Source organism: Thiobacillus thiophilus, assembly GCF_055378705.1.
Genome location: NZ_AP042404.1, coordinates 1,873,075 through 1,885,499, shown reverse-complemented (window position 1 = coordinate 1,885,499; position 12,425 = coordinate 1,873,075). Strand labels below are relative to the sequence as shown.

Annotated in this window: 14 protein-coding genes, 1 tRNA gene and 1 riboswitch; all 15 genes read left to right on the top strand. The window is 69.1% G+C overall.

Features of this window, described 5'->3' with window-relative positions:
• Positions 1 to 63: 63 nt before the first annotated feature.
• A riboswitch (cobalamin riboswitch) is annotated at positions 64 to 268 on the top strand.
• A gap of 60 nt (positions 269 to 328) precedes the next feature.
• The 15 genes from ACZ41T_RS09215 (at position 329) to ACZ41T_RS09145 (ending at position 12,235) form a co-directional block, all read left to right on the top strand.
• The gene (locus ACZ41T_RS09215) at positions 329 to 2,224 is read left to right on the top strand and encodes a TonB-dependent receptor domain-containing protein (RefSeq protein WP_464921100.1); all 1,896 of its coding nucleotides are present in this window, start codon (positions 329 to 331) and stop codon (positions 2,222 to 2,224) included.
• Between the two features lie 57 nt (positions 2,225 to 2,281).
• A complete protein-coding gene (locus ACZ41T_RS09210) occupies positions 2,282 to 2,881 on the top strand; it encodes a hypothetical protein (RefSeq protein WP_464921099.1) in 600 nt (199 codons plus the stop codon).
• A gap of 40 nt (positions 2,882 to 2,921) precedes the next feature.
• Positions 2,922 to 3,488 (top strand): cob(I)yrinic acid a,c-diamide adenosyltransferase, encoded by a 567-nt coding sequence (gene cobO, locus ACZ41T_RS09205; RefSeq protein WP_464923956.1) that lies wholly within the window; start codon positions 2,922 to 2,924, stop codon positions 3,486 to 3,488.
• A gap of 49 nt (positions 3,489 to 3,537) precedes the next feature.
• Positions 3,538 to 4,458, top strand: a complete 921-nt coding sequence (gene cbiB / locus ACZ41T_RS09200; RefSeq protein WP_464923955.1) for an adenosylcobinamide-phosphate synthase CbiB — start codon at positions 3,538 to 3,540, stop codon at positions 4,456 to 4,458.
• Complete coding sequence (gene cobD / locus ACZ41T_RS09195) at positions 4,451 to 5,416, top strand: threonine-phosphate decarboxylase CobD (RefSeq protein ID WP_464921098.1); 966 nt, start codon at positions 4,451 to 4,453, stop codon at positions 5,414 to 5,416. The genes cbiB and cobD overlap by 8 nt, the downstream gene beginning before the upstream one ends.
• A complete protein-coding gene (locus ACZ41T_RS09190) occupies positions 5,413 to 6,867 on the top strand; it encodes a cobyric acid synthase (RefSeq protein WP_464921097.1) in 1,455 nt (484 codons plus the stop codon). Before cobD ends, ACZ41T_RS09190 begins: the two co-directional genes overlap by 4 nt.
• Complete coding sequence (cobU, locus tag ACZ41T_RS09185; RefSeq protein WP_464921096.1) at positions 6,861 to 7,379, top strand: bifunctional adenosylcobinamide kinase/adenosylcobinamide-phosphate guanylyltransferase; 519 nt, start codon at positions 6,861 to 6,863, stop codon at positions 7,377 to 7,379. Before ACZ41T_RS09190 ends, cobU begins: the two co-directional genes overlap by 7 nt.
• Positions 7,376 to 8,422: a nicotinate-nucleotide--dimethylbenzimidazole phosphoribosyltransferase gene (gene cobT / locus ACZ41T_RS09180; RefSeq protein WP_464921095.1), complete on the top strand. Its 1,047-nt coding sequence runs from the start codon at positions 7,376 to 7,378 to the stop codon at positions 8,420 to 8,422. Before cobU ends, cobT begins: the two co-directional genes overlap by 4 nt.
• Positions 8,415 to 9,023, top strand: coding sequence for a histidine phosphatase family protein (locus tag ACZ41T_RS09175; protein ID WP_464921094.1), 609 nt, complete (start codon positions 8,415 to 8,417; stop codon positions 9,021 to 9,023). The genes cobT and ACZ41T_RS09175 overlap by 8 nt, the downstream gene beginning before the upstream one ends.
• On the top strand, positions 9,011 to 9,742 hold the full coding sequence (gene cobS / locus ACZ41T_RS09170; protein ID WP_464921093.1) for an adenosylcobinamide-GDP ribazoletransferase: 732 nt from the start codon (positions 9,011 to 9,013) through the stop codon (positions 9,740 to 9,742). Before ACZ41T_RS09175 ends, cobS begins: the two co-directional genes overlap by 13 nt.
• 128 nt (positions 9,743 to 9,870) lie before the next feature.
• A complete protein-coding gene (gene gluQRS / locus ACZ41T_RS09165; protein WP_464921092.1) occupies positions 9,871 to 10,779 on the top strand; it encodes a tRNA glutamyl-Q(34) synthetase GluQRS in 909 nt (302 codons plus the stop codon).
• Between the two features lie 39 nt (positions 10,780 to 10,818).
• On the top strand, positions 10,819 to 11,373 hold the full coding sequence (locus ACZ41T_RS09160) for a hypothetical protein (RefSeq protein ID WP_464921091.1): 555 nt from the start codon (positions 10,819 to 10,821) through the stop codon (positions 11,371 to 11,373).
• 79 nt (positions 11,374 to 11,452) lie between these two features.
• Complete coding sequence (locus ACZ41T_RS09155) at positions 11,453 to 11,686, top strand: antitoxin (protein ID WP_464921090.1); 234 nt, start codon at positions 11,453 to 11,455, stop codon at positions 11,684 to 11,686.
• Positions 11,683 to 12,078, top strand: a complete 396-nt coding sequence (vapC, locus tag ACZ41T_RS09150; RefSeq protein ID WP_464921089.1) for a type II toxin-antitoxin system tRNA(fMet)-specific endonuclease VapC — start codon at positions 11,683 to 11,685, stop codon at positions 12,076 to 12,078. Before ACZ41T_RS09155 ends, vapC begins: the two co-directional genes overlap by 4 nt.
• Before the next feature lie 80 nt (positions 12,079 to 12,158).
• Positions 12,159 to 12,235, top strand: a tRNA-Met gene (locus tag ACZ41T_RS09145).
• The last annotated feature ends 190 nt before the right edge of the window (positions 12,236 to 12,425 follow it).

Here is a 12,425-nt window from a genome sequence, read left to right as displayed (position 1 = left end):
CTGCTGCGCAGCGACCCTTCCGCAGGGGGCGATGCGCGGGCGGTCAATCGGGCGATTAGATGGCTATAATGCGCGGCTTCAGGTGCCGACGCGGCTTTCCGCCGCCGAGGATAAACGGGAAACAGGTGCGCGGCGATTCGCTGCCATGCCTGTGCTGCCCCCGCAACGGTAAGCGCTAAACGGTTCATCACACTGCCACTGGGTTCGCCCGGGAAGGCGATGCACTTCAAGCGCGAGCCCGGATACCGGCCTGAGCTCTGTCGTTATTGCGGCAGCGGATCGTGCAACGCGCCTGCGGGGAAGCGGGCGCCCAAACCGGACATTCATCATGGGTCAAACCCCTCTCGCGCTTGCCCTGGGCGCCGCATTCATTGCATCCGCCCATGCGGAAACCCTGCCGGAATTTGTCGGCGAAACTATTGTCGTCACGCCTACGCGCACGGCACAAACCGCAGATGAGAGCCTGGCTTCGGTCACCGTCATCACCCGCCGGGACATCGAGCGCAGCCAGGCCAACGACCTGATGGCGCTGCTCGAACAGCAGATGGGCATCAATGTTTCCCGCACCGGGGGCGAAGGCAAGAGCGCCGCCGTCTTTGTGCGCGGTGCCGCCGCCAGGCATGTCCTCGTGCTGGTCGACGGTGTGCGCGCCGCTTCCGCGACCACGGGCGAGTACGACTGGAATGCACTCTCGCCGGAACAGATCGAGCGCATCGAGATCGTGCGCGGCCCCTTCTCCAGCCTGTACGGTTCCGATGCCATCGGCGGGGTGATCCAGATTTTCACCCGTCGTTCCGCCGGCCCCAGTGTCAAGCTGACTGCGGGCAGCCGCGGCACCCGCGCCCTCGATTTCAGCCTCGGCGGCGGCGATGCCTGGCGCTACAGCGTGGAAGCCGGGCGCGAAAGCACGGACGGGCTGCCCACTTTTTCCACCGACAGCACCGCATTCGGCTTCGACCGCAATCATCTGGCGCTTGGCGTCGATGGCCGCCTGACATCCGACCTGGGGCTGGCCGCCAGGCTTGCCCAGTCCTGGGGACGCAACGAACTGGATGCCAACACGGGCGACAACGATTACAGGAACCGTACCGCCAGCCTCAAGCTCGACCACCAGGCCGGCACGCAATGGCGGCATAGCCTGACCCTGGGCAACAGCCTCGACAGCTACACGTCCTACAGCCCCTTCGTTCCTGCCCGCATCGAGACCCGCCGCAACAGCCTGTCCTGGCAACACGACCTCTCGTTCGAGCCGGGGCAGCTCAGCCTGGGCCTCGACTACTGGAAGGATCATGCCAGCAAGGACAACAGCGGTCTGCTCGACGAGCGCCTTGAAAACACCGGCCTGTTCGCGCAGTACCGCTTTGCGGCCCTGGGCGGAGAGGCGCAGATTGGCGCGCGCCGCGACAGGCACGACGCCTTCGGCAGCCAGGACACCTGGAACCTGCGCTGGGGGCGCGAACTGGCGCCGGGCCTGCGATTCACGGCCGGACACGGTACCGCCTTCAAGGCCCCCACCGTCAACGACCTGTACTGGCCCCTCAGTGTGGACGGCCCCTACAGCTACACCATCGGTGCCGACACCTATAGCGACACCTACACGACGGGCGGCAATCCGGATCTGAAACCGGAGACCTCGCGAACCAGCGAGCTGGGCCTGAATTACCGGCAGGCGGGCTGGGGTGCGGCGGTGAACCTGTATGAAACGCAGGTCGATGACCTGATCGAGTGGACGCCGACCGTCATTTCCGGTGGCATTGGGGCGGACGGGGAAATCCTGACGACCTACGACTGGCAGCCGGAAAATATCAGCTCGGCGCGGATGCGCGGCCTGGAACTCAGCGGGCATGCGCGCTGGCTGGATTGGGACTGGCGCGCAGGCCTGGCCCGCGTGCTGGCCGTCAATCTCGCCACGGGTTTGCAGCTGGACCGGCGCCCTGAAAACAGCCTCACGCTCAGCGCCGCGCGCACCTTCGGTAGCCATGGCCTGCGCATCGAAGGCAGCGCCTATTCGCAGCGCCTGGACGTGAATGGAACGAAACCACTGGCCGGCTACGGCCTGGTCAACGCCGTCTACGAATACACGCTGAACCAGGACACCCGGCTCGGGGCCCGCATCGACAACCTGTTCGACAAGGACTATGCGCTGGCGCGAACCAGCACGCGCTTCTACGAAACGCCGGGACGCAGCCTGTTCGTGAGCCTGCGCTACCAGCCAGGCAGATAAGCAGTGGGCGGTGATTCCGCCTTATACAATGACCTCAACCCCGACAAAGGAGCCGCCATGCTGAACCTCGCCCGCCGACAACAAATCGCGATCGGCCTCGCGCTGACCCTGCTGATGCTGCTTACCCGCAGCCATCACTGGGCCGGCATCCATTCCCTGCCCGATGCCTCGTGGGCGATCTTTTTCCTGCTGGGCGTGTATGTGCGGGCGTTGTGGGTGGTCCCCGCGCTGATCGCCGCCAGCGTGGCGATCGACTACGCCGCCATCACCTGGGGTGGGGTGTCGGATTTCTGCGTGTCGCCGGCCTACTGGCTGCTGATCCCGGCCTATCTTGCGCTGTTCGCCGGCGGGCGCTTCTACGCCCGTGGCCACAGGCTATCCCTGCTCGGCCTGGCCAGGCTTATTGGCGTCGCGCTGGCGGTCGTGGCGGTGGCCGAGCTGCTCACCAGCGGCGGCTTCTACTTCTTCTCCGGGCGCTTTGCCGAGCCGACGCTGGCCGGCTTCGTCCCGCGTCTCGAACAATATTTCCCGCACATGCTGGGTACGTTCATGTTGTATCTGGGCGCGGCGGCGGCCGTGCATGTTGCGTTGGCGGCGGCGGCCTTCCGGCGCGACGATGGCCCGCGCACCCTGATGGGCGCCCATTGTGAGCGCTGAATCCGTGCCGCCCGGGCGCAGCGCGCGCCATGCCGCGCGCATGGCGCGCAAGAAAGCGCTGATCGACGCCGCGGTTGCCGCCGCCACCGACGAGCGCGGGCTGCTCATCGTCATCACCGGCAACGGCAAGGGCAAGAGCACGTCGGCTTTCGGCACGGTGGCGCGCGCGCTCGGCTACGGCATGAAGATCGGCGTGGTGCAGTTCATCAAAAGCCGCACCGACACCGGCGAGGAAGCCTTTTTCGGCCGCCAGCCCGGCGTCGAGTGGCACGTCACCGGCGACGGCTTTACCTGGGACACGCAGAACCGCGAACGGGATATCGCCACCGCCGAGCGCGGCTGGGCGGTGGCCGCGCGCATGCTTGCCGATCCTTCATATCAATTGGTGGTGCTGGACGAGCTGACGTATCTCTTGAGCTACGGCTATCTCGATGCCGACGACGTGTTCGACGCGCTGGCCCACCGGCCGGCTATGCAGCACGTCATCGTCACCGGGCGCGCCGCACCGCATACCCTGATCGAGCTGGCCGACACGGTGTCGGTCGTCGCCGACGAAAAACACGCATTCCGCGCCGGCGTCAAGGCGCAGCGCGGCATCGACCTGTGAGCCGCCGCGCCGTCGTCGACCGTCTGTTCGAGAACCGCCGGGGGCAGTCCTGAGCGCGCTTCTCGCCGGCTTGGCGCTGCTTCTCGACGCCCTCCTCGGCGAGCCGCGCCGGCTTCACCCGCTGGCGGGATTCGGGCGGCTGGCGGCATGGCTGGAGGCGCGGATGAACCTCGACGGGCGCGGGCATCGGCTGCACGGCGCGGCGGCGCTAACGCTGCTGGTGGCGCCGGGCGTCGCGCTCGCCTGGTGGCTGCAGCAGCAGCCGGTCGCGGGCGCCCTGTTCGGCGCGCTCGTGCTGTATGCCGCGATTGGCCTTAAAAGCCTGCACCGGCATGCCGAACCGGTGGCGGCCGCGCTGGCGCGTGATGACCTGGGCGCCGCGCGCGCGGGTGTCTCGATGATGGTGAGCCGCGACACCGCCGCACTCGATGCCGAAGGGGTGTCGCGCGCAGCCGTCGAGTCGGTGCTGGAAAACGGCAACGACGCCGTGTTCGGCGCCCTGTTCTGGTTCCTCGTCGCCGGTGCGGCGGGCGCGCTGGGCTACCGCCTGATCAACACACTGGATGCCATGTGGGGGTACAAAACGCCGCGCTACCGGCAGTTCGGCTGGGCGGCGGCCAGGCTCGACGACGTCCTCAATTTTTTCCCGGCACGCCTGACCGCATTGAGCTACGCCCTGCTGGGCCGCACCCGTCTGGCGCTGGTGTGCTGGCGCACCCAGGCCCCGGCATGGGACAGCCCCAACGCCGGACCGGTGATGGCTGCCGGCGCGGGCGCATTGGGTATACGCCTGGGCGGCGCGGCGGCGTATCGCGGGCGGACGGAAGCCCGCCCCGCGCTGGGGCAGGGCGCCGCGCCGCAGGGCGGCGACATCGCGCGCGCCCTCACGCTGGTGCGCCACGGCGTGCTGCTGTGGCTGGCGGTCCTCGCCATGGCCGCGTTGCTCGCATGGGGCGTCGGCCATGCTTGAGCACGGCGGCGCCTTGCTCGCCGCGGCCGCGCGCTACGGCATCGAGCCGGCCGGCTGGCTGGATCTTTCCACCGGCATCAACCCGGCGGGCTGGCCGGCGCCGCCCGTTCCGGCCGCCGTCTGGCAGCGCCTGCCCGAAGCCGAAGACGGCCTGGTGCAAGCCGCTGCCGCGTATTACGGCTGCAGCGAGATCTTGCCGGTGGCGGGGTCGCAGGCCGCGATCCAGGCGCTGCCGCGGCTGCGCGCCGCCAGTCGGGTGGGCGTGCCGTATCCGGCCTATGCCGAGCACGCCCACGCCTGGCGCGCCGCCGGCCATGCGGTCCTTGCGTGGGACGCCGCCATGGGGGTGGAGGCGCTCGACGTGCTGGTGCTGGTGCATCCCAACAACCCCGGCGGGCAAACCTATGCCCCGGCCGAACTGCTCGACTGGCATGCCCGCCTGGTTGTGCGCGGCGGCTGGCTGGTGGTGGACGAGGCTTTCATCGACGCCACTCCCGAAGCCAGCCTGGCCGGGCGGTGTCCGCGTCCCGGCCTCATCGTCTTGCGCAGCCTCGGCAAGTTTTTCGGCCTGGCCGGCGCGCGGGTCGGCTTCGTGCTGGCCGAACCGGCCGTGCTCGACGCCCTCGGCGACCGGCTGGGGCCGTGGGCCATGAGCGCGCCGTCGCGCTGGGTGGCGCGCGCAGCGCTGGCCGACACCGCCTGGCAGCAGTCCGCGCGTCCGGTCCTGTTGGCGGCGGGCGCGCGTCTGACCGATCTGCTGCGCAGCCACGGGCTGGCACCGGCGGGCGGTACCGCGCTGTTCCAGTGGGTGCGCATCCCCGATGCCGCCGAGCGGCACGAACGCCTGGCGCGGCAGGGCATTCTGACCCGCCTGTTCGCCGATCCGTCCGGCTTGCGCTTTGGGCTGCCGCACCACGAATCCGACTGGGCGCGGCTCGCCGCGGCATTGGCGTCATGACTACCCTGATGGTGCAGGGCTGCACGTCCGACGCCGGCAAAAGCGCGCTGGTGACGGCGCTGTGCCGCTGGCTGACGCGGCAGGGGGTGAGAGTGGTGCCGTTCAAACCGCAGAACATGGCGCTGAACAGCGCGGTGACCGCCAATGGCGGCGAGATCGGGCGGGCGCAGGCGGTGCAGGCCCAAGCAAGCGGATTGCCGCCGCACACCGACATGAACCCGGTGTTGTTGAAGCCCAATTCCGACACCGGCGCGCAGGTCATCGTCCAGGGCCACGCCATCGGCAACATGCACGCGCTGGATTACCACGCCTACAAGGCGACGGCGCGCGCGGCTGTGTTCGATTCCTACCACCGGCTGGCAGCGCGGTATGACGCCGTCATCGTCGAAGGCGCGGGCAGCCCGGCGGAAATCAATCTGCGCGCCAACGACATCGCCAACATGGGATTTGCCGAGGCCGCCGACTGCCCGGTGATCCTGGTCGCCGACATCGACCGCGGCGGCGTGTTCGCGCATCTGGTCGGCACCCTGGCCCTGCTGTCCGAAACCGAGCAGGCGCGCGTCAAGGGCTTCGTCATCAACCGCTTCCGCGGCGAGCTGGCGCTGCTGCAATCCGGGCTCGACTGGCTCAAAGCAAAAACCGGCAAGCCGGTGCTCGGTGTGCTGCCCTATCTGCACGGCCTGCACCTCGAAGCCGAGGACGCGCTGCCTGCCGCGACTGCGCCGGCCCCGGCCGCTGCGCTGCGCGTGGTGGTGCCGGTGCTGCCGCACATTTCCAATCACACCGACTTCGATCCGCTGCGCACCCATCCGCAGGTGGATCTGCAGTTTGTCGCGCTGGGCCAGCCGCTGCCGCCCGCCGACCTGGTCATCCTGCCGGGCTCGAAAACGGTGCGCGCCGACCGCGCCGCGCTGGCGGCTTACGGCTGGGACGCCGCCCTGGATCGCCATCTGCGCTACGGCGGCAAGCTGCTCGGCATCTGCGGCGGCTTTCAGATGCTGGGGCGCGCCCTGCACGATCCGGCGGGCATCGAAGGCGAAGCGGGCAGCAGCCCCGGCTTCGGCTGGCTCGACTTCGAAACCACGCTCGCCGGCGGCAAGCAGCTGCGCAACGTCGCGGGCACGCTGGCCGACGGCACGACGCCGGTGGCGGGCTACGAAATACATGCTGGGGTGAGCAGCGGCGCGGCGCTCGCTCAACCCCTGTGCTGGCTCGATGGCCGGCCCGACGGCGCAATATCGGACGACGGCCAGGTGCGCGGTACCTACCTGCACCGGCTGTTCGACACCCCCGCCGCGGCCGATGCGTTGCTGGCGTGGGCGGGCCTGCGCGGCGGCGCCAGCCCCGACATCGCCGCACTGCGCGACGCCGCCATCGACCGCCTGGCCGACGCGGTGGAGGCCCATCTCGATACCCGCGCGCTGCGTCGATTGCTGGAGCTGCCATGCTGACGCTGATTCTCGGCGGCGCGCGCAGCGGCAAAAGCCGCCTCGCTCTGCAGCGCGCGCAGGCGACAGGCAAACCCGTTTTCTTCATCGCCACCGCCCAGGCGCAGGACGCCGAAATGGCGACCCGCATCGCGCGCCACCAGGCCGAGCGCCCGCCGCACTGGACCACCATCGAGGCGCCATTGGACCTCGCCGGCGCGATCCGCGCGGCGGGGGCGGGCTGCATCGTCGTCGATTGCCTCACCCTGTGGCTGACCAACTGCCTGTGCCAGCCGGACCCCGCTGCGTTCGACGGCGCGCGCACCGCGCTGCTCGCCGCCTTGGCCGCGCGCCGCGACGACGACCTGATCCTGGTCGGCAACGAAACCGGGCTCGGCATCGTCCCGCTGGGCGAGCTTACGCGCCGTTTCGTCGACGAGGCCGGCTGGCTGAACCAGGACTTCGCCCAGCTTGCCGACGAAGTGGTGTTCGTGGCCGCCGGCCTGCCGCTCATCCTGAAAGGAAACCCACAATGAACCCCCATGCCGCCGCCAAACCGCTGGACGAGGCTGTGCGCGCTGCCGCGCTGGCGCGCCAGGCCCAGCTCACCAAGCCGCCCGGCAGCCTGGGGCGGCTGGAAACGCTGGCTGTCACCCTCGCCGCGATGCAGGGCAGGACGCTGCCGCGCATCCAGCAGCCGTGGATCAGCATTTTCGCGGCCGACCACGGCGTTGCCGCAGAGGGCGTATCGGCGTTCCCGCAGGCCGTCACCCAGCAAATGCTCGCCAACTTCGTCGGCGGCGGCGCGGCCATCAGCGTGCTTGCGCGCGAAGCCGGGGCGACGCTTGAAGTGGTCGATGTCGGCACACTCGCCCGGTTGCCGGTGGCGGGCGTGATCCAGGCGCAGGTGGGGTGCTGCACCGCCAATTTTTGCCAGCAGCCCGCGATGCGCGCGGCGCAGGCGCACGCTGCGCTCGATGCCGGGGCGGCGGCCTGCGCGCGCGCCCAGGCCGCCGGCGCGGACCTCTTCATCGGCGGCGAAATGGGCATTGCCAACACCACCACGGCGGCGGCGCTGGCGTGCGCGCTGCTGGGGCTGCCGGGCGCGGCGCTGGCCGGCGCGGGCACCGGCGTCGACCGCGCCGGCGTGGCGCGCAAGGCGGCGATCATCGACCGCGCGCTGGCGCTGCACGGCCTGGCGGCGGCGCCGTCCGATCCGCTGCAGGCACTGTGCGCGGTCGGCGGGTTCGAGATCGGCGCGCTGGCAGGCGCCTATCTGGCGGCGGCGCAAGCGGGCCTGCCGGTGCTGGTGGACGGCTTTATCTGCAGTGCGGCGGCGCTGCTGGCGGTGCGCCTGAACCCCGGCGCGCGCGACTGGATGCTGTTTGCCCACGCCTCCGCCGAGTCCGGCCACGCCGCTATTTTGCACGCACTCGATGCGCAGCCGCTGCTTGTGCTCGACATGCGACTGGGCGAGGCCAGCGGGGCGGCGGCGGCCATCCCGCTGTTGCGGCTGGCGTGCGCGCTGCATGCGGGCATGGCGACCTTTGCCGAAGCCGGGGTGGCCAGTAATGGTTAAACCCGCCGCAGAGCCGGTGCTGCTCGGTTTTCTGCGCCACGGCGAGGTGACGGGCGCGGCGCACGTGTACCGTGGGCGCAGCGATGCGCCGCTCACCTCGCGCGGCCGGGCGCAGATGCGCGCAGCGCTTGCGGCGATGCCGGCCTGGGGCGCGATCGTGAGCAGCCCGGTGCGGCGCTGCCTCGATTTCGCGCGCGAAGCCGCCGCCGAGCGGGGGATCGCTTGCAGCGCCGATCCCGACTGGCGCGAACTCGATTTCGGCGTTTGGGAAGACCTGCGCCCGGACCAGGCCGCCGCGCGCGATGCCGATGCGCATGCGGCTTTTATACGCGATCCGCGCCGCCACGCTCCGCCCGGCGGCGAAACGCTGGACGCGCTGGATGCGCGGGTGAGCGCGGCGCTGAGCCAGCTGGGCGAGACCGCCCGCGCGCCCACGCTCGTCGTCGCCCACGCCGGCGCGATGCGCGCGGTGCTGGCGCGCGTACTGGGGCTGACCGACGGCTACCGCGCCCGGGTGGCGCTGACCCCCGGCTCCAGCTTCGTGCTGTCGTGGCTGGCCGGGGCGCCGCCGCTCTTGATGGCCTTGCGATGCGCGGACTGATCCTCGCCCTCGGTTTCCTGACGCGGCTGCCGCTGCCCGCGGTGCGCGATTATCAGCCTGCCGAATTCGCGCGCGCGCTGGTGTGGTTCCCGGCGGCCGGGCTGGTGGTGGGGGCGGCGGTGGCGCTGGCCGCCGCCCTGGGGGCGGCGCTCGATCCGTGGCTGGGCGCGCTGGCCGGGGTGACGACGTGGGCCTGGATCACCAGCGGCCTGCATCTCGACGGCTTGGCCGACACGGCGGATGCGCTGGGCGCGGCGCACCGCGACCCCGCGCGCTTTCTGGCGGTGCTGGCCGACCCGCATGTCGGCAGCTTCGGCGTCATCGCGCTGGTGCTGCAGCTGACAGCCAAGCTGGTGCTGCTGCACTGGCTGCTCACGCTCGAGCTGCCGTGGCTGGCGCTGGTGCTGATCCCGGCCTGGGCGCGCTGGTCGGCGGCCGGCTGGGCGCTCTTGCTGCCGCCGCTGAAACCGGGCCTGGGGGAACGGCTTTCCCGGTCCGGCAACCGTACGGGCTGGATCGCGGGCGGCCTGGCCCTGGCGGCAATCAGCGCAGCGTCGCCGTTTGCTTTCGCCGCGGTGGTCCCGGCCCTCCTCTGGGGCGTCTGGATGCGGCTCAAGCTTGGCGGACAAAGCGGCGACATCCTGGGTGCGGGCATCGAGTGGTGCGAATCCGCGGCCTTGCTGCTGGCAGGGGTTTTTTTCGCGGCCATTATCCTGTAGCCCGCATGCCGTTCAACGCGGACTTTGCCTTTGGCGCCTGATAGTGCCCGCCCTGTAGCTTCCCGCGCGCTATCGAAACCTGCACCAGCGCCGCATCAGGATAAAGCCCCGCGCGGCATAATTGCCGGGTGAACTCCGTACCCTATTATGTTGGGCGCTTTGCGCCGTCCCCCTCCGGCCCTCTGCACTACGGCTCGCTCGTTGCCGCGGTGGCGAGCTGGCTCGATGCCCGCGCCGCCGGTGGTCGCTGGCTGCTGCGCATGGAAGACCTCGACCGGCCGCGTTGCGAGCCCGGCGCGGCCGACACCATCCTGCGCCAGCTGGAAGCCTATGGCCTCGCCTGGGACGGCGCGGTGCTGGTGCAATCGCAGCGCGACGACGCCTATGCCGAGGCGCTCGCCACGCTGCAGGCAATCGGTGCGCTCTATCCGTGTGCCTGCACCCGCAGCCAGCTCGCGCTGGCGCCGCGCAACCACGAGGGCGAGATCATCTACCCCGGCACCTGCCGCAACGGCTTGTCGGCCGGTGCAACCGCGCGTGCCTGGCGCGTGCGGGTGCCGGATGTGAATGCCCGCTTCCACGACCGCATCCACGGCGAGCTGCAGCAGAACCTGGCGTATGAGGTTGGCGACTTCATCGTCAGGCGCGCCGACGGCCTGTTCGCCTACCAGCTGGCGGTGGTGGTCGACGACGCCTTCCAGCGCATCAGCCACGTCGTGCGCGGCGCCGACCTGCTGTGGAACACTCCGCGGCAGATTTATCTGCAAAGCCTGCTCGGCCTGCCGACCCCGAGCTACGCTCATGTACCGCTCGTCATCAACGCCGCCGGGCAAAAGCTGTCCAAGCAGACCCTGGCCCCCGCCCTGCCCGAAACCGGGCGGAGCGCCATACTGGCGCAGGCCCTCGCCGCGCTCGGCCACCCGCCGCCCGCCGAGCTGACGGGCGCCGAACCGGCCGAACTACTGGCATGGACTGCCGCGCACTGGAAAATCGAAAACGTGCCTGCGCGGTCAGCATTTGCCACGCCGCTGCCCTGACCGGACAATCACCCTTCACCCTTCACCCTTCACACAAAAATGGCCCAACTCCCTTCCGCCGTCGACCAGGTCCTGCACGTCCACGCAGCCTTCATCCATGCCGTCGTCAACGCGCTGCGCGACCGCAGCCAGCTGCCCGACCTGATGAAACAGCTCGATGCCGCCGAGCAGGCCGGCTGGCCGCGGCTGGTGGGTGCGCTGCGCCACGTCGTCAATGGCCGCCGCGATCCCTCGATCAAACTGGGGCTGGACGAGGAAGACAGCATCCTGCTCGACGCCATCCTGCGCGGCTTCGACAACCCCGCCACCCTGCCGCCGCTGAACGCCCAGCCGGACGGCAGCGGTGCCGCTCCCGGCCTGGCCGCGCTGATCGATGCCTCGGCACGGGGCGACGCGCAGGCGATGTCAGTGCTCGCCAACATGGCCGAGCAGATGATGAAGGCGGGCGGCGACATGGCCCTCCTAGGCGGGCGCATGCGCCGGCTGGTCAACGGCGAGCGCGACGCCGACCAGCTGGTCGCCGGCATGGGGCCGCTGGGGCGCGAACTGCTGATCAGCCTGCTCGACGAACTGGCGAAGCTGCGGCCGCAGTAATCCTGTTTGGCGGATGAGGGATAGCCTTTGTGTAAAGTATGGTAGATACTGATGATACGTATCACCAGAGGAGGACACGATGGAAACTGCAAAATTATTTGTAACAGGCCGCAGCCAAGCGGTGCGTTTGCCTCGCGCCTACCGCTTCGAAGGTACCGAAGTGGTGGTTAAACATTTCGGAGGCGGCGTACTGTTACTCCCCAAGGACAACCCTTGGGGAATTCTTGAGGAGGCGCTGAACGAGTTCGAGCCGGGTTTTGAGATGGCGCGCGGGGCGCAGGATCAGGCGGCACGGGAAGCGATCAAGCCGTGAGGTATCTGCTGGATACCAATATCTGCATTTACCTCATTAATCGCCGCCCGCCTTCAGTGCTGGCACGGTTTTACGATTGCAGTGCGGGGGATATAGGCGTTTCCATCGTCACTGCGCTTGAATTGGCTTACGGAGTGGAACAGAGTGGCTCCGCGCGCAACAGGGTGGCGCTGGAAAAGTTTCTGGTGCCGCTTGAAGTGTTGCCCCTGGATGAAGCCGTCTTGTGGCATTACGCTCGTGTGCGCACTGCGCTGGAAAGCCAGGGCAAAACAATCGGCGCGCTGGATATGCAGATTGCAGCGCATGCGCTGAGTTTGGGGTATACGCTGGTTACGAACAATGTGCGTGAGTTTGAACGAGTCGAGGGACTGAAATTCGACAATTGGGCATAAGGGCTTTTTGACAAAGAGTCGCCTGCCCAGCTAAAATGCGCCCCTTTTCGGCCGTCCTCTGCCGGGAAAGCTGTCCCCAAGGTGATGTAGCTCAGTCGGTTAGAGCATCGGATTCATAATCCGGGGGTCGGTGGTTCAAGTCCACTCATCACCACCAGATTCCTTTTCGTCGCCGCTTGAATTAAAGCCGCGCGGCGTAAGCCCTGCCCCCAGTCTATTCACTGTTCCGGCATATGATCCCAGCAACCGCAGTCGACCGCTTTCTACTCCGATCAAGCCCGCACGAATGCGGAGCTTACCGTCGCCCGGACGCTCCGCCGGAGGTAGGCAACGCTACACACCCGCTG